Raw genomic sequence first — 15,029 nt, forward strand, 5'->3', positions numbered from 1 at the left:
AATCACGAAGAACCGTGAGCATATTCAAAAAGCGCGTGAAGATTTCCATGTCGGAAACCTTTACTTCAACCGTGGATGCACTGGTGCCATTGTAGCTACCAGCCATTCGGCGGATTCAACATGTCAGGTACTGACTCTAAAGCGGGCGGTCCAGACTACATTATGCTGCACATGCAAGCAAAGACAACTTCTGAAATGTATTAAGAACAACAGTCATAGCCAGCTGCCGTGATTGGCAGCTGGCAACAATCATGCAGCGACACCATAAGGAGGAATTAAGTATGAACGAAACATTACAAACAAAAAACCTAATCGAGCAAACAGAAAAATATGGGGCTAATAACTATCATCCACTGCCAATTGTCATTGCAAAAGCAGAAGGTGTATGGGTAGAGGATCCAGAAGGCGCTAAATATATGGATATGCTGAGTGCATACTCTGCTGTTAACCAAGGCCACCGCCATCCGAAAATCATTCAAGCGTTAAAAGATCAAGCTGACCGCGTTACGTTAACATCGCGTGCCTTTCATAATGATCAGCTCGGTCCTTGGTATGAAATGATCTGTAAGCTTACGAATAAAGAAATGGCACTTCCAATGAACACAGGAGCAGAAGCGGTTGAAACAGCGATTAAATCAGCGCGTCGCTGGGCGTACGATGTGAAGGGTGTTACAGAAAACCAAGCTGAAATCATTGCATGTGTAGGCAACTTCCATGGCCGGACAATGACAGCGGTTTCCCTCTCTTCGGAAGAAGAATACCAACGCGGATTCGGACCAATGCTCCCAGGTATTAAGCTCATTCCTTATGGTGACATCGATGCGCTAAAAGCAGCAATCACGGAAAATACTGCGGCTTTCCTTATTGAGCCAATCCAAGGTGAAGCAGGAATTGTCATCCCGCCTGAAGGCTATATGAAACAGGCATATGAAGCATGTAAGGAAAACAATGTCTTATTCATCGCAGACGAAATTCAAGCAGGTCTTGCCCGTTCAGGAAAAATGTTTGCATGTGAATGGGAAGGTGTAGACCCTGATATGTATATTTTAGGAAAAGCACTTGGCGGAGGCGTCTTCCCTATTTCATGTGTTGTATCAAGCAAAGAGATTTTAGGCGTATTCAACCCTGGGTCACACGGATCAACTTTCGGTGGAAATCCTATGGCATGTGCAGTGTCCGTTGCCTCTATGGAAGTATTAATTGACGAAAAACTAGCTGAACGTTCTCTGGAACTAGGAAACTATTTTGCGGACAAGTTAAAAGAAATCAAAAACCCAATGATTAAGGACGTTCGCGGACGTGGTCTATTTATCGGGGTGGAACTTACAGAGCCAGCGCGCAAGTATTGTGAAGCACTTAAAGAAGAAGGGCTTCTATGTAAAGAAACACACGATACAGTCATTCGCTTTGCTCCTCCATTAGTGATTTCTAAAGAAGATCTGGATTGGGCGATTGAACGTATTGTAAAAGTACTAGGATAAATCATATTTTAAATAAGAGGTGCCAGAATGGTTGCAAAAGTGCTTGAGAATCAAGCGGAACAACAAGAAGAATCTTTGAATCTATTTACTTCAACACAGATTGTGATTAAGGAAGCTTTAGAAAAGCTCGGATATACAAATGAAATGTATGAGCTTCTAAAGGAGCCGTTGCGATTACTCACCGTTAAAATACCAGTAAAGATGGATAATCATTCAGTAAAAGTTTTTACTGGCTATCGCGCGCAGCATAATGATGCAGTTGGTCCCACTAAGGGAGGCGTCAGGTTCCACCCAGAAGTGAATGAGGACGAAGTAAAGGCGTTATCGATGTGGATGAGTTTAAAATGCGGCATTGCTGATTTGCCTTATGGTGGCGGTAAAGGTGGAATTATTTGTGACCCGCGAACGATGTCGATGGGAGAATTAGAACGACTAAGTCGCGGGTATGTGAGAGCCATCAGTCAAATTGTTGGTCCGACAAAGGATATCCCCGCACCAGATGTTTTTACCAATTCACAAATTATGGCGTGGATGATGGATGAGTATAGCCGCTTGCGTGAAAATGATTCCCCTGGATTCATCACAGGAAAGCCGCTTGTTCTTGGAGGTTCCCAAGGCAGGGAAAAAGCAACCGCACAAGGTGTTGTTATTTGTATTGAAGAAGCAGCAAAACGGCGCGGGATAGTGATTGAAGGCGCTAGAGTAATCGTGCAAGGGTTTGGAAATGCCGGGAGCTTTCTAGCAAAATTCATGCATGATGCCGGAGCAAAAGTAGTTGGCATTTCTGATGCTCAGGGTGCACTTTATGATGCAGAAGGACTTGATATCGATTACTTGCTTGATCGCAGAGACAGCTTCGGTACAGTGACAAACCTATTCGAAAACACATTAACGAATCAGGAGCTTTTGGAAAAAGAGTGCGATATTCTAGTTCCTGCAGCAATATCTAACCAAATAACAGCGGAGAATGCACATAATATCAAAGCCTCAATTGTCGTAGAAGCCGCGAACGGACCAACAACGCTTGAAGCAACAAGAATTCTTTCAGACCGCGGTGTTCTTCTGGTGCCAGATGTTTTAGCAAGTGCAGGTGGCGTCACCGTATCATATTTTGAATGGGTCCAAAACAACCAAGGTTATTATTGGGGTGAAGAGGAAGTTGCAGAAAAGCTGAGAAAAGTACTCGTGCAATCCTTCAGCAATGTGTATGATATGGCCGCGCAGCGAAACGTCAATATGCGCCTTGCAGCCTACATTGTAGGCGTTCGCAAAATGTCAGAAGCATCTAGATTTAGAGGGTGGGTTTAAGAGTTTAACAACAATTGTATGAAAAGTAATTGGCAGACACTCAACTTAGATTTCTCAACAATGGTTTGGCCCTGCTCTGCCATTCATGCATCCTGAGAAATCCTTGTACAGCTGTGTACAAGGGTTTTTATGTATAGTCATTTGAATAGCATAAGATAAATCGCCGTCGGGTTTGAAAAGCTCAAGTGCGATTTGCCTTATGCAATCAGTGCTACATCTCAGTTCAAGAAATAAGGTGAATTTTTGCAAAATTTACTAAACTCTATTCCCGGCGTAAAAGGGGGAGAAAGTGTTGACATTTAATAATCAAATTTTAAATTGGTTTGAGTATTTTCACAAGCATCCTGAAGTTAGTTTTAAAGAGGTTGGTACTACCCAAAGGATTACTGAAATATTGGATGATTTACATATAAAGCATCGACGCTTTGAAGATATGACTGGAGTGATTGCAGAAGTAGGTGAGGGCTGTGAGGTGATCGCTGTTCGTGCCGATATTGATGCGCTATGGCAAGAGGTGGATGGCGTATATCAAGCAAACCATTCATGTGGCCACGATGCGCATATTTCGATGGTGCTGGGGGCTTTGCTTTATTTACAGGACAAGCCTTTAAGAAAAAAAATTCGCTTTATTTTCCAGCCTGCAGAAGAAAGAGGCAATGGCTCATTAGAGATGATAGCGCGTGGTGCAATGGAAAATGTCACACACTTATTTGGTATACACCTTCGTCCTGCTGAGGAACTGCCGCTTGGACAAGCAGCACCATCCATTCATCACGGAGCAGGTGTGATGTTGGAAGGGAAAATAGTAGGAACCGATGCACACGGAGCTAGGCCGCATCAAGGTAAAAATGCGATTGATGCAGTTGTAGCATTACATGGATTTATTAAATCAATATATGTATCACCTTTCGAACCACACTCAGTGAAACTAACGAAAATTCACGCAGGAGGAGAAAGCTTAAATATTATACCTGGGACTGCGGAGTTTGGATTGGATCTAAGAGCACAGAAAAATGAAGTGTTAACCAACTTGCAAAGCAGAATAGAAGAAGGAATCAAGAGCTTAGAATCACTTCATGGCTTACAAATCACATGGGAATGGAGAGATCACACACCAGGTGCTGAAGTCTCAAGAGAAGCTGAAATCATTGCAGCAGAAGCCATCGGTGTGGTTCTAGGTGAAGAAAATACAGCTCAGCCTGTTATCACTTCTGGCAGTGATGATTTCCACTTTTACACAATCAAACACCCAGAAGTGAAGGCGACAATGATTGGTCTTGGAGCAGACCTGAAGCCAGGGTTACATCATCCGAATATGACCTTCAATCATTCTGTACTTGATCAAGGTGCGAAAATATTAGCTCAATCCTTAAGTAAAGCTTGATTTATCTGATGATTTTAATTTGTTTATACATCAAGGGAGGAATACGATGAAGAGAGAGAAAGAAATGACATTTGGATTAGCGATGATCCCGCTTCTTGTGATGATATCAGTCATGTTTATTGCGATCGTCGTTTTAGATCAAGGCCCGCATATTCCATTGATTATCGGGACAATCACAGCAGCGTTAGTAGCTTGGCGTGCAGGCTATAAGTGGAATGATATTGAAGAAGCAATGTATAAAGGCATAAAGTTGGCCTTGCCTGCGGTTATTATTATCATGCTAGTCGGTTTAGTGATTGGCGCATGGCTGGGCGGCGGCGTTGTTGCAACAATGATTTTTTATGGGTTGAAAATTTTATCACCATCCCTTTTCTTAGTATCGATTACCATTATTTGCTGTGTCGTTTCATTAACAATTGGCAGCTCATGGTCAACGATGGGGACAATCGGGGTAGCAGGAATGGGGATTGGCATGAGCATGGGCATCCCAGCACCAATGGTTGCAGGTGCGATCATTTCCGGGTCTTACTTTGGCGATAAAATGTCGCCGCTTTCAGATACAACAAACCTAGCAGCAGGTCTAACGAATACGGATTTATTCGAACATATTAAGCATATGTTTTATACAACGATTCCAGGTTTAGCTATCGCACTTATCGTATATTGGTTTTTAGGCAGAGATTTCGGCAAAGATGGAGTAAGTTCTACTGATATCAATCAAACCATATTAGCTTTACAGGATTCATTTGTCATTTCGCCCTTTTTATTAATCGTTCCACTAGTTGTTGTGCTTTTGGTGGCTAAAAAGGTACCAGCTATCCCAGCTTTGGTAGTAGGTGTGATTTTAGGCGTCATCTGCCAAATTTTTGTACAAGGTAGCTCAGTTACTGATGCAGTTACTGCCCTGCAAAGCGGCTTTGTCATTAATTCTGGGAATGAAATGGTAGACGGTTTATTCAATGGTGGCGGCCTTGATTCAATGATGTACACCGTTTCGATGACTATTGTTGCGATGACCTTCGGTGGTATTCTTGAGAACACAGGCATGCTGCAAGCGATTGTTAAACAGATTCTAAAACTGGCAAAATCAGCAAAGAGCCTCATTATTTCTACCATTGCGACCGCATTCGCAACCAACGCTACTTGCTCAGAACAATATATTTCTATTGTTGTTCCATCTAGAATGTTTGCTAAGGCGTATAAGGATAAAGGGCTTCATTCAAAAAACCTCTCAAGAGCTTTAGAAGATGGCGGCACATTAACATCCGTCTTTATTCCATGGAATACCTGTGGTGTGTTCATCCTTGCTACATTGGGCGTTCATGCCTTTGATTATGCACCCTATGCTATTTTGAACTTCGTTGTACCAATCATTGGTATCATTTATGCTTTACTAGGCTTCACAGTTGTTAAATTAACAGACGAAGAAATCATTGCACAACGTGAGGAAGAAGCTTCAATAAATAGTTAAAAACAGAATGGAGAGTCTGGTTGCACAGGCTTTCTTTTTCAGTTTATGAGTGGAATAGTGAATATATCAAGGCGCACCATTCATTTATTTGCCCTTCAGAGTGGGAACAGCTTCTGAAGGTTAAAACAAATGCCCTTCGTCAAATGAAGAAGGACATAAAGGTAAGAATTTATAGTTATTTTGGAAATTAAAAAACAATTACTTTAAGGTTTACTTATTCAGAAAGGATTTGAATCACTATGAAAATCACTTCTATGTCACTTTATGCGATTCGTTTACCCTTGCATCAGCCATTTATTATTAGCTATCATACCTATCATGACATGCCTTCAATCATTGTGAAGCTTGAGACGGATGAGGGCGTTGTGGGATACGGAGAAGCCGTACCGGATGAACATGTAACAGGGGAAACATGGGAGAGTACCTTCCACCTCTTAAAAAATACGCTAGGTCCTGCTATTATTGGTGAAAATCCTCTGCAAATAGAAAAAATTCATGAAAAAATGAATAAGGTAGCCTATGGCGTCCCAGCTGCCAAGGCTGCTTTAGATATTGCCTGCTTCGATTTAATAGGAAAAAAATTAAATCAACCAGTCTATCAATTGATTGGCGGCCGTTATCATGAAGAATTTCCAATCACTCATGTCCTCAGTATTGGTGAACCAGAGAAAATGGCGAACGAAGCAGCGGAACAAGTGCAAATGGGCTACACTTCTTTTAAAATAAAGGTTGGAACGGATGTAATGAAAGATATTGAAAGAATAAAAGCTGTATATGAGCGTGTGAATGGGGAGGCTGTCATTCGCATTGACGTCAACCAAGGCTGGAAAACAACTGCCCAAACCTTAAAAGGTATTCGTGCACTTGAGGATATTGACATCGATTGGCTTGAACAGCCGGTTTTAGCAGATGATATTGACGGTATGGCCTTTATACGATCAAAAACAGATATGTCTTTAATGATAGATGAAGGCTTAAAGGGACAGCGCGAAATGAAAGAGATTATTCAAAAAAACGCGGCTGATCGCGTCAATATTAAATTGATGAAATGCGGTGGCATCCTTCCAGCATCAAAGCTGGCCTATCAAGCAGAGCTTGCAGGCATCGAATGTCAGGTTGGTTCAATGGTAGAGTCCTCGATTGCTTCATCAGCAGGCTTCCATGTTGCTTTTTCGAAAAAGAATATCACGAGTGTAGAATTAACAGGGCCGCTGAAGTTTTCAAAAGACGTAGGAAATCTTCAGTATAATGTTCCATTTATTCGTCTAAATGAGCAACCTGGTTTAGGAATCGAAGTGGATGAAGCCATTTTGGCAGAATTAACAGTGTTTAAGGATACTATTTGCTAGAGGAGAAAGTCTATGAATATATTATATGAAGGTACCTTAAGACAGGGCCCCTCTTTTATAGTGAGGCCATTGCAAGAAATTGATTTGCCAAAAATACTTGCATTGCAGGAGGCGGTGATCGCTGCTTTGGAAAATAAGAGTGTCTTGCAGCCCCTCTATGAAAAAGAGTTTCGCTATATTTTGAATGGGAAAGGCATGTTGGTAGGAGCGTGGGTAGAAGAAGAGTTGATTGCTTTTCGTGCTTTGCTTGTTCCGCCATTGGATGATGAGCATCTAGGCTTGGATGCGGGGATAGAGGATTTATCCCGAGTGATTTATCAGGAAATTTCCAACGTACACCCAGCATACCGCGGTAATCATCTTCAGCAAAAGCTTGCTAAGATCCTAATGGATGAGTTGAAGAAGGAAGGGGAGCGGTTTGATTATGTATGCTGTACTGTTGCTCCCTTTAATTTTCCTAGCTTAAAGGATAAGTTTTCTCAAGAGATGCAGATTGCCGCTTTGAAGGAAAAGTATGGTGGAAGCCTGCGGTATGTTTTTGTTAAGGAATTAACGGATGTAAACCCATCCTGGACAGAATCTCAAAAAGTGTTAATGAAGGATACGGCGCGCCAGCAGGAATTGTTAGCTGGTGGATGGCGCGGGGTTGGGATGATGGTGGTTGGTGAGGATAGTTTGGTGGAGTACAGGAAAAGTTGATATATTGTAAAAAAATGATTGACATTGATTGTTGTGCAAGTTATTCTAATACTTAATATTCCAGCACGATGATTTGGAAGAGTAATTTGAACACTGGTCCACAGAGAGCCATCCATTTGCTGAAAGGATGGCGGCTAAGATCAGATGAACGACACCAATGAGTTCCGCCTGAACGAGCAATTTAGTAGGAGCGGACGGGTTCCACCGTTAACGGATTACAGAGTGATTGCAGTATGCAATAACTAGGGTGGCACCGCGAGTAGAAAACCTCGTCCCTTTCCGGGGACGGGGTTTTTTGTGTTTTTTCAATTACTTAGCATTCAAGGCAATAAGCCGCAATTCTATTAAGGAGGTGATCACACATGGATGATGGTGATGACGATGATAACAATCATTTTTCAATAATAAGGAGTGGAAATAATGGAGAATTATCAGAAGCAGAGCGCATACCGTGTGATGTGCTCCGAGGTCAACCGGTGTGTAGGTCAAAGGATTAATTTACAAGGGTGGGTTCATCGTATTCGTCAATTAGGGAAGATTGCTTTTCTTCATATTCGTGACCGCAGCGGGATTATTCAATGCGTGCTTGAAGGAGAGTGGGCACAGAAAAGTTTGAGTTTGGAATCGGTCGTGGCAGTGAAGGGTGAGGTTGTCGCCGCTGAGAAAAGTCCTGGTGGATTTGAGGTAATCGTTCAATCACTGGAAGTGTTAAATCAGTCTGAGTCGCCGCTGCCATTTGAAGTCAATAAAGATCGATTAAATGTGAATTTAGATACGATGCTTGATCATCGAGTGCTGTCATTGCGCAATCAGCAAGAACAAGTGACGTTTAAGGTGCAATCTGTGTTGGCAGGTGCGTTTCGTGACTATTTGACCGGGCAAGGTTTTATGCAAATTTTCACACCGAAGATTGTTGCGGCAGGTGCGGAGGGAGGAGCGAATGTCTTTTCCATTGAATATTTTGAGCAGAAGGCATATTTGGCTCAGTCCCCACAATTTTATAAGCAAATGATGGTTGGTGCTGGATACGAGCGAGTATTTGAAATTGCCCCTGTTTATCGGGCGGAGGAGCATAATACTTCCCGTCATTTGAATGAGTATACTTCGCTTGATTTGGAAATGGGTTTTATTGCTTCAGAGGAAGAGTTAATGAATTTAGAAGAGGATATGCTGAGGTACATGCTCCAGGCTGTAAGGGTGAATTGCAGAGAAGAATTGAAAATCATTAAGGTTGAAGTTCCTGAAATTGGTTCAATTCCGCGATTGACAGTAGCTGAAGCACAGCAAATATTGCAGGAGCAATATGGAAAATCTTCTCCAAAGGGCGATTTAGATCCAGAAGGTGAACGCTTAATTTGTCATTACTTTGAGGAAAAGGAAAACTCTGCTTTCGTTTTTTTGACTCGATATCCTAGAGAAATCCGTCCTATGTACGCTATGCCAGCTGCAGATAATGCTGAGGAAACAGCGTCGTTTGATTTACTTTTCAAAGGGCTTGAGATTACAACAGGCGGTCAAAGAATACACAACCATAAGCAGTTAATCGAATCGATCAAAGGACGTGGCATGAATCCTGAAAGCTTTTCAAACTACACAGACGTATTCAAGTATGGCATGCCGCCGCATGGGGGCTTAGCCATCGGACTCGAACGCCTAACATCCAAACTGCTAGACCAAACCAACGTCAGACTATCATCCGCCTTCCCAAGAGACCGGCACCGCCTCACACCGTGACCAATGTCGAAATTTGGCAGTGACAGGCACCGTTTAGTTTGTCGAATTATGGAGGTGACAGGCACCTTCTTAACCAGAATATAAAAACCAGAAGCGATTAGGAGCTTCTGGTTTTTTTCTGGTTTATTTTAATGTGTAGTCGGCCATTTCTGCCAGGTTTTGCGCGCTTTTGCTGATTTCTTGGATGGTGGCTGAAAATTCTTGGATGGATGCAGCCTGGGTTTCTGTTAACTGATGGATGCCGGAAAATGCTGTGTTTAATTGGTTCAAGAGACTTGCAATCGTTTTTGTAATTTCATCTATTTGTGTTACATTGTCTTTTGAATTTGCAGCCAGCTTTCGGATTTCCTCAGCAACAACTGAAAAGCCTCTTCCGGATTCGCCAGCTCTTGCAGCTTCAATTGCAGCGTTTAACCCTAGGAGATTACTTTGATCTGAAATGCTTTTTACAACGCTGGAGATTTTTCCGATTTCTTCTGCACTTGAGCTAACAGCACTCATTTGCTCAGTCATTCCAGTTACATTATCAGCCAATTTCGTTACAGATTTACTGATTTCCTCAATAGTGGCAGCTGTTTGCTCGGAAACTGCTGATAAGCTTTCTGCTACATCAAATAGTTGATTGGCCTTTTCTAGGCTGGTACCTAAGCCAATTCCGCCAATTACCTTGCCAGTTTCAACATCATGCAATGGGATTGCACGGGCAATAAGGGGAAATCCAAACAATTCTTTCGGTACAATTGCCACTTTTTCTGAGTTCGTTCGAATGGCCTCAGTGATGATATCACCTTCTGCTAAAGGATCACCAGGCTGCACATTTAAGGCGAATGTTTCCCCAGGATAGTTAATAATTAATTTTTCCGTATCATAGATTCCTATTGTAATATCATCTTGGATTAAGCGATTTAAATAGGGGGCTACCTTGAGAAAGGCCTCCATAATATCCGTTTTCTTTTCATCTGAAACCATCATTTTCATGCGCACTCCTTAAAATTAATATGGGAAATTTCGTTGGCCGTAGTTAACAGATATCCATTTCATTGTCGTAAATTCATCCAAGCTCCACTCGCCATTTAGCCTGCCAAGTCCAGATTGGTTTTCCCCGCCGAATGCAACGATTGGTTCATCATTAATCGTTACATCATTCACATGAATCATGCCAGTATGAATTTTCTTAGACATTTCAACACCGCGTTCAACATTAGATGTGTGAATAGCTCCGCTTAAGCCAAACTTTGTATTATTTGCGATTGAAATTGCTTCTTCTTCTGTTTCAAATGGCATAACACAAACAACTGGTCCAAACAGTTCATCCTGTGATGCACTCATTTCAGTTGTAACGTCTGCCAAAATCGTAGGCTCTACCATTCTGCCTGAGATATTTCCTTTTAAAATTGGCTTTGCTCCTGCTTCAATTCCCTTTTCAACCATTGCCTTAAGCCCTTCAGCTTGGCGGTGATTAATAACCGGACCGATTATTGTTTTAGGATCACGAGGATCGCCAACCTTGAGTGAGGCTACTTTTGCTGAGAACTTTTCAACAAACTCAGTGTAGATGGATTTCTGAACAAGAATGCGGTTGGCTGACATGCAGATTTGACCTTGGTGAGTAAAGCGGCTGAATGCAGCTGCATTTACGGCATAATCTAAATCTGCGTCTTCCATAATAATGAATGCGCTATTTCCTCCAAGCTCAAGCAACGGCTTTTTGAAATTCTTCACAGCTAACTGACCGATGTAGCTGCCGACTTTTGTAGAGCCTGTAAAGGAGATAATTCTCGGAATTGGATGTTCAACAAATGAATCGCCAATCTCTTTAATATCAGTTAGAACAACATTAAGTAATCCTTTTGGAACGCCTGCTTCTTCAAAGATTTTTCCGATTAACGTTCCGCCTGTAATCATAGAATCTTCATGTGGCTTCAGTACGACACCATTCCCTGCACCAAGTGCCGGAGCAACTGATTTCATTGATAGGAAGAAGGGAAAGTTAAATGGACTAATGACACCAACTACACCTGCAGGTATGCGATATAATCGATTCTCTTTATGATCTTCTGTTGAAGGAAGAATCTTACCTTCCATTCTTAATGGGAAGGTAGCTGCTTCTTTAATCATATTTTTTACTAAGCCGATTTCGAAGGCTGCTTTTAAGCGAGTTCCACCTAGCTCGTCGATAATGAGTTCAGTAATTTCTTCTTCATGTGCTTCAATATAATGAACGGCTTTCTCAAGGATATCCCGCTTCTTATATGCGTTTACTTTATCCCATTCTTGTTTCGCATTAGCTGCAGCTTGATACGCTAAATCAATATCAGATGTATTTGCGATCTTCACTTCAACAAGAACATTATCATTATACGGATTTATATCCTTAAGAACATTACTGCTTTGACCAACTCTCCACTCACCATTAATAAACTGTTTACCAAGACTTTCAAAACTCAAAGTCATCATAAAGCCTCCCTTTCATAAACAAACTCTTTCAATCCTTCTATCGGCCAAAATACTCAGAATACAAGTGCTGGATTATAGGTATAAATACCCATTTGTCGAAATTTGACGGTGACAGGCACCGACATTTTGTAGAATACTAGCGAAGGGAGTTTCGCTATCATTCGCTGTTAGATTCGGTAGTTGAGGAGGAATTTCATGAATTCCTTTTGTTTGGAGTGGTTGTGTTTGATGATAGCGTAGGTGTTTGCTTGGGGGAGGGTGATGGTTGTGCATGGGACTTCCAGGAGCCATCCCTCAAGCAGTTCTCTTCTAACGGTAGATACCGGGAGGAAGGAGACGCCTAAGCCTTCGATAATGAAGCGTTTGGTAATATGAATCTGCGAAACTTTCATCATCTTCACATTAGGAAACTTATACTTAATTTCTCGTGCCAGGGTGTCCCAGTAAACAGGGTGGTTGTCAGTTAAGAGATGATTCTTCGTTATAATTTCTTCCTCATCAAGCGGAGGGGCTGATTCTGCATCTGCACCATCATGGGGAGCAATGAGTTTCACTTCATCAGTGAACAGCACCTCACACTGAAGGTCGGGATCAGTCGTTGATAAACTGGAAAGTCCTAGGTCAATTTCTTCATTCAACACCGCTTTTTCAATTTCTGTAGATTCCAGCACTTTAACTGAAACCTCTACATTTGGATGCTCTGTCATATATCTTTTCAACACAAAAGGAAGTACAGTGTCGGCAATCAATGGTGATATCGCAAGTGACAAGGATGCGGTATAGCCTTGGCTGAAGGATTGTAAATCCTCCTTTCCCTTTTGATATATTTCCAACAACTGTTCGGCATGGGGGATGTATCTTCTTCCTTCTTCAGTTAATTGAACACGCCTGCCTTTGCGCCCAAACAGCTCGACTCCAAGTTCTTTTTCAAGGTTATGAATGTGCACAGTTACAGAGGGCTGTGAAATATAGAGTAGCTCGGCTGTTCGCCGGAAATTTCCGCATTTTGCAGCAGTTAAAAACGTATATAACCAGCTGAATTCCATCTCAAATATCCCCTTTGATTAATATTATTAATCAATTTGTTTAATAATATTTAATTTTTTAAATCATCTATATTTAATATAATAAAGAAAAATATTGAAAGGGGAAATAAAAATGATTCTACAAGGATTAAAGGGAGTCGTTGCAGCTGAAACTGCAATTGCACATGTAGATGGGGAGCAGGGCCAGCTAATTTATAGAGGATATGAAATTGGCGAGGTAACAGCCAATTATAGCTTTGAAGAAGCCGCTTACTTATTATGGTACGGGAAATTGACGAATGAAGAAGAAACCCAAAAGCTAAAAGCGGCCTTAAGAAGTGGAAGAGAAATACCTAGCTATCTAGCAGACATGATTGGTCATCTTCCGACAGAAATGAATATGATGAGTGTTTTACGCACGGTTATTTCTGCAGAAGGTAGACTCGCCTACGGATGGAAGCCTTCCATTGCGGAGGCGATTCGCCTAACTGCCATGGTGCCGGTTATTATTGCCTTCAGAAAAAGACAACAAGAAGGAAAATCAATCGTCCACCCGAAAGAAGATCTTGATCATGTTGCCAACTATTTGTATATGCTAACGGGAGAAATTCCATCCGCTACCCATGTAAATGCCCTTGAAACCTATATGATTCTTACGATGGAACATGGAATGAATGCGTCCACTTTTTCAGCAAGAGTAACCGTTTCTACTGAATCTGATTTAGTATCTGCAATTACAGCTGCAATTGGTACAATGAAGGGCCCGCTTCATGGCGGCGCACCTGCTGAAGTCATTTCACTTCTAGATGAAATAAAGGAAGCAGGGGACGTAGAGACGGTCTTAAGGGATAAATTAAATCGCGGTGAAAAGCTGATGGGATTTGGCCACAGAATATATAAAACCATTGATCCCCGTTCTGTTGCACTTAAGTCCAAGCTATTAGCCTTTGCAGGCGAGGACGAGTGGCTGGATCTTTCCATTAAAGTAGAAGAGGTGGGTATCGAGTTATTAGCGGAGCTAAAGCCGGGAAGATCGCTTTTTACGAATGTTGAATTCTATGCAGCTGCAATTATGAAGGCGATCGATATGGATAAGGAACTATTTACATCTACGTTTTCTGCAAGCAGGATGGTGGGGTGGACGGCACATGTCTTGGAGCAGGCGATGAATAATGTCATATTTAGACCCCAATCTAAATATACAGGACCATTTAAATAATCTTCCTAAAGCTCACGAATATGTTAAAATAATTTAATAATATATTGAATATTTTGATACTTGTGAGGAGGATAAGATGGAAGCATTATTCAGATACAATTGGATGGTAAGGAAAGAATGGTATGAATGGTGTGAAGATATCCCGGAAGAAGAGCTTCTTGCTGAAAGAACAGGGGGAGTCGGAGGGATTTTACACACGCTGTTTCATATTATCGATGTAGAATGGAGCTGGATTCGCCTTCTGCAGGGCTTGCCGGATTTTCAAGAGAAGTTTGAGGAATACAATAGTCTGGCCAAAGTTAAAGAGCTGGATGCAAAATTCCATCTGGAAGTGTCAGCCTTTGTTGGCAACTGGAATGATAGCCTGGAACAAAATCTTCTTTACGATACAACACCAGATGGCAGAGAGGTAATCGACACCTGGGGTGAAATTATGCGGCATGCCATTGTGCATGAAGTTCACCACATTGGCCAATTATCTGTGTGGGCGCGGGAACTGAATAAAAAACCGATTTCGGCAAACTTTATTGGAAGGGGACTGATTCCTTCTGAACAAGTGCTGACGAATGAGTGATATGGACAAAAGAAACCGGCTGGATGAAAAGCCCTTCAGCTATAGGTCTACGAAAAGTAGCGAGACACTGCTGCTATATTACCATGAGAAACATATCAAAACCCTCAAAGGGAAAGAAGCAATGAAGTGTCTAAAAAAACTGGAAAGCGCTGAAAACGAAAAGGAAAGACAACTTATATTAGCTAAAGCTACAGGCAATTTCAAAAGAGGTAATGAAAGAGAAAAATACATTGTGCATTGCATGTACTAAAGGCAATGCATTTTTTTATTGAATATATATCGTAATATAAGATATAATCGTCTTATAAGATATAAAGGAGAGAAATCC

13 protein-coding genes, 1 pseudogene and 1 other annotated feature are annotated in these 15,029 nt (G+C 41.6%); of the genes and pseudogenes, 11 read left to right on the plus strand and 3 right to left on the minus strand.

The genetic code is table 11. The features are described 5' to 3' along the window. The 8 genes and pseudogenes from J2S17_RS22760 to aspS all read left to right on the plus strand — a co-directional run. A pseudogene (locus tag J2S17_RS22760) lies at positions 1-204 on the plus strand (aldehyde dehydrogenase family protein); the annotation flags it as partial. A 77-nt stretch (positions 205-281) separates the two neighbouring features. Beyond that, positions 282-1,481 (plus strand): ornithine--oxo-acid transaminase, encoded by a 1,200-nt coding sequence (locus J2S17_RS22765; RefSeq protein WP_307478298.1) that lies wholly within the window; start codon positions 282-284, stop codon positions 1,479-1,481. A 27-nt stretch (positions 1,482-1,508) separates the two neighbouring features. After that, on the plus strand, positions 1,509-2,789 hold the full coding sequence (locus J2S17_RS22770; protein WP_307478299.1) for a Glu/Leu/Phe/Val family dehydrogenase: 1,281 nt from the start codon (positions 1,509-1,511) through the stop codon (positions 2,787-2,789). A gap of 292 nt (positions 2,790-3,081) precedes the next feature. Continuing rightward, positions 3,082-4,173 (plus strand): amidohydrolase, encoded by a 1,092-nt coding sequence (locus J2S17_RS22775; RefSeq protein ID WP_307478300.1) that lies wholly within the window; start codon positions 3,082-3,084, stop codon positions 4,171-4,173. 46 nt (positions 4,174-4,219) lie between these two features. After that, entirely contained in the window at positions 4,220-5,644 is a 1,425-nt protein-coding gene (gene nhaC, locus J2S17_RS22780; protein WP_307478301.1) for a Na+/H+ antiporter NhaC, read from the plus strand. Between the two features lie 239 nt (positions 5,645-5,883). Beyond that, positions 5,884-6,993, plus strand: a complete 1,110-nt coding sequence (locus tag J2S17_RS22785) for a mandelate racemase/muconate lactonizing enzyme family protein (RefSeq protein ID WP_307478303.1) — start codon at positions 5,884-5,886, stop codon at positions 6,991-6,993. A gap of 12 nt (positions 6,994-7,005) precedes the next feature. Then, positions 7,006-7,692, plus strand: a complete 687-nt coding sequence (locus J2S17_RS22790) for a GNAT family N-acetyltransferase (RefSeq protein WP_307478304.1) — start codon at positions 7,006-7,008, stop codon at positions 7,690-7,692. A 59-nt stretch (positions 7,693-7,751) separates the two neighbouring features. After that, positions 7,752-7,972, plus strand: a binding site (T-box leader). Between the two features lie 140 nt (positions 7,973-8,112). After that, positions 8,113-9,426, plus strand: a complete 1,314-nt coding sequence (gene aspS, locus J2S17_RS22795; RefSeq protein WP_307478306.1) for an aspartate--tRNA(Asn) ligase — start codon at positions 8,113-8,115, stop codon at positions 9,424-9,426. A 123-nt stretch (positions 9,427-9,549) separates the two neighbouring features. Here the strand turns inward: aspS and J2S17_RS22800 are convergent, their stop codons facing one another. The 3 genes from J2S17_RS22800 to J2S17_RS22810 form a co-directional block, all read right to left on the minus strand. Continuing rightward, complete coding sequence (locus J2S17_RS22800) at positions 9,550-10,404, minus strand: methyl-accepting chemotaxis protein (RefSeq protein ID WP_307478308.1); 855 nt, start codon at positions 10,402-10,404, stop codon at positions 9,550-9,552. Positions 10,405-10,419: 15 nt separating this feature from the next. Next, complete coding sequence (yfmT, locus tag J2S17_RS22805) at positions 10,420-11,883, minus strand: benzaldehyde dehydrogenase (RefSeq protein ID WP_307478309.1); 1,464 nt, start codon at positions 11,881-11,883, stop codon at positions 10,420-10,422. Between the two features lie 167 nt (positions 11,884-12,050). After that, positions 12,051-12,929, minus strand: coding sequence for a LysR family transcriptional regulator (locus J2S17_RS22810; RefSeq protein WP_307478310.1), 879 nt, complete (start codon positions 12,927-12,929; stop codon positions 12,051-12,053). 112 nt (positions 12,930-13,041) lie between these two features. Between J2S17_RS22810 and J2S17_RS22815 the strand changes: the two genes are divergently transcribed. The 3 genes from J2S17_RS22815 (at position 13,042) to J2S17_RS22825 (ending at position 14,951) form a co-directional block, all read left to right on the plus strand. Continuing rightward, complete coding sequence (locus J2S17_RS22815) at positions 13,042-14,127, plus strand: citrate synthase/methylcitrate synthase (RefSeq protein WP_307478311.1); 1,086 nt, start codon at positions 13,042-13,044, stop codon at positions 14,125-14,127. Positions 14,128-14,203: 76 nt separating this feature from the next. Beyond that, a complete protein-coding gene (locus J2S17_RS22820; RefSeq protein WP_307478313.1) occupies positions 14,204-14,701 on the plus strand; it encodes a DinB family protein in 498 nt (165 codons plus the stop codon). Continuing rightward, positions 14,694-14,951 (plus strand): ricin-type beta-trefoil lectin domain protein, encoded by a 258-nt coding sequence (locus J2S17_RS22825; RefSeq protein WP_307478314.1) that lies wholly within the window; start codon positions 14,694-14,696, stop codon positions 14,949-14,951. Before J2S17_RS22820 ends, J2S17_RS22825 begins: the two co-directional genes overlap by 8 nt. Positions 14,952-15,029 lie beyond the last annotated feature (78 nt).

It is taken from the genome of Cytobacillus purgationiresistens (genome assembly GCF_030813235.1).
Taxonomy (GTDB): domain Bacteria; phylum Bacillota; class Bacilli; order Bacillales; family Cytobacillaceae; genus Cytobacillus; species Cytobacillus purgationiresistens.

Excerpts from the sequence above, each read along its gene's own strand:
- J2S17_RS22765 (WP_307478298.1), top strand. The coding sequence starts at position 282 with ATGAACGAAACATTACAAACAAAAAACCTAATCGAGCAAACAGAAAAA.
- J2S17_RS22770 (WP_307478299.1), top strand. The coding sequence starts at position 1,509 with ATGGTTGCAAAAGTGCTTGAGAATCAAGCGGAACAACAAGAAGAATCT.
- nhaC (WP_307478301.1), top strand. The coding sequence starts at position 4,220 with ATGAAGAGAGAGAAAGAAATGACATTTGGATTAGCGATGATCCCGCTT.
- J2S17_RS22785 (WP_307478303.1), top strand. The coding sequence starts at position 5,884 with ATGAAAATCACTTCTATGTCACTTTATGCGATTCGTTTACCCTTGCAT.
- J2S17_RS22790 (WP_307478304.1), top strand. The coding sequence starts at position 7,006 with ATGAATATATTATATGAAGGTACCTTAAGACAGGGCCCCTCTTTTATA.
- aspS (WP_307478306.1), top strand. The coding sequence starts at position 8,113 with ATGGAGAATTATCAGAAGCAGAGCGCATACCGTGTGATGTGCTCCGAG.
- J2S17_RS22800 (WP_307478308.1), bottom strand. The coding sequence starts at position 10,404 with ATGAAAATGATGGTTTCAGATGAAAAGAAAACGGATATTATGGAGGCC.
- yfmT (WP_307478309.1), bottom strand. The coding sequence starts at position 11,883 with ATGATGACTTTGAGTTTTGAAAGTCTTGGTAAACAGTTTATTAATGGT.
- J2S17_RS22810 (WP_307478310.1), bottom strand. The coding sequence starts at position 12,929 with ATGGAATTCAGCTGGTTATATACGTTTTTAACTGCTGCAAAATGCGGA.
- J2S17_RS22815 (WP_307478311.1), top strand. The coding sequence starts at position 13,042 with ATGATTCTACAAGGATTAAAGGGAGTCGTTGCAGCTGAAACTGCAATT.
- J2S17_RS22820 (WP_307478313.1), top strand. The coding sequence starts at position 14,204 with ATGGAAGCATTATTCAGATACAATTGGATGGTAAGGAAAGAATGGTAT.
- J2S17_RS22825 (WP_307478314.1), top strand. The coding sequence starts at position 14,694 with ATGAGTGATATGGACAAAAGAAACCGGCTGGATGAAAAGCCCTTCAGC.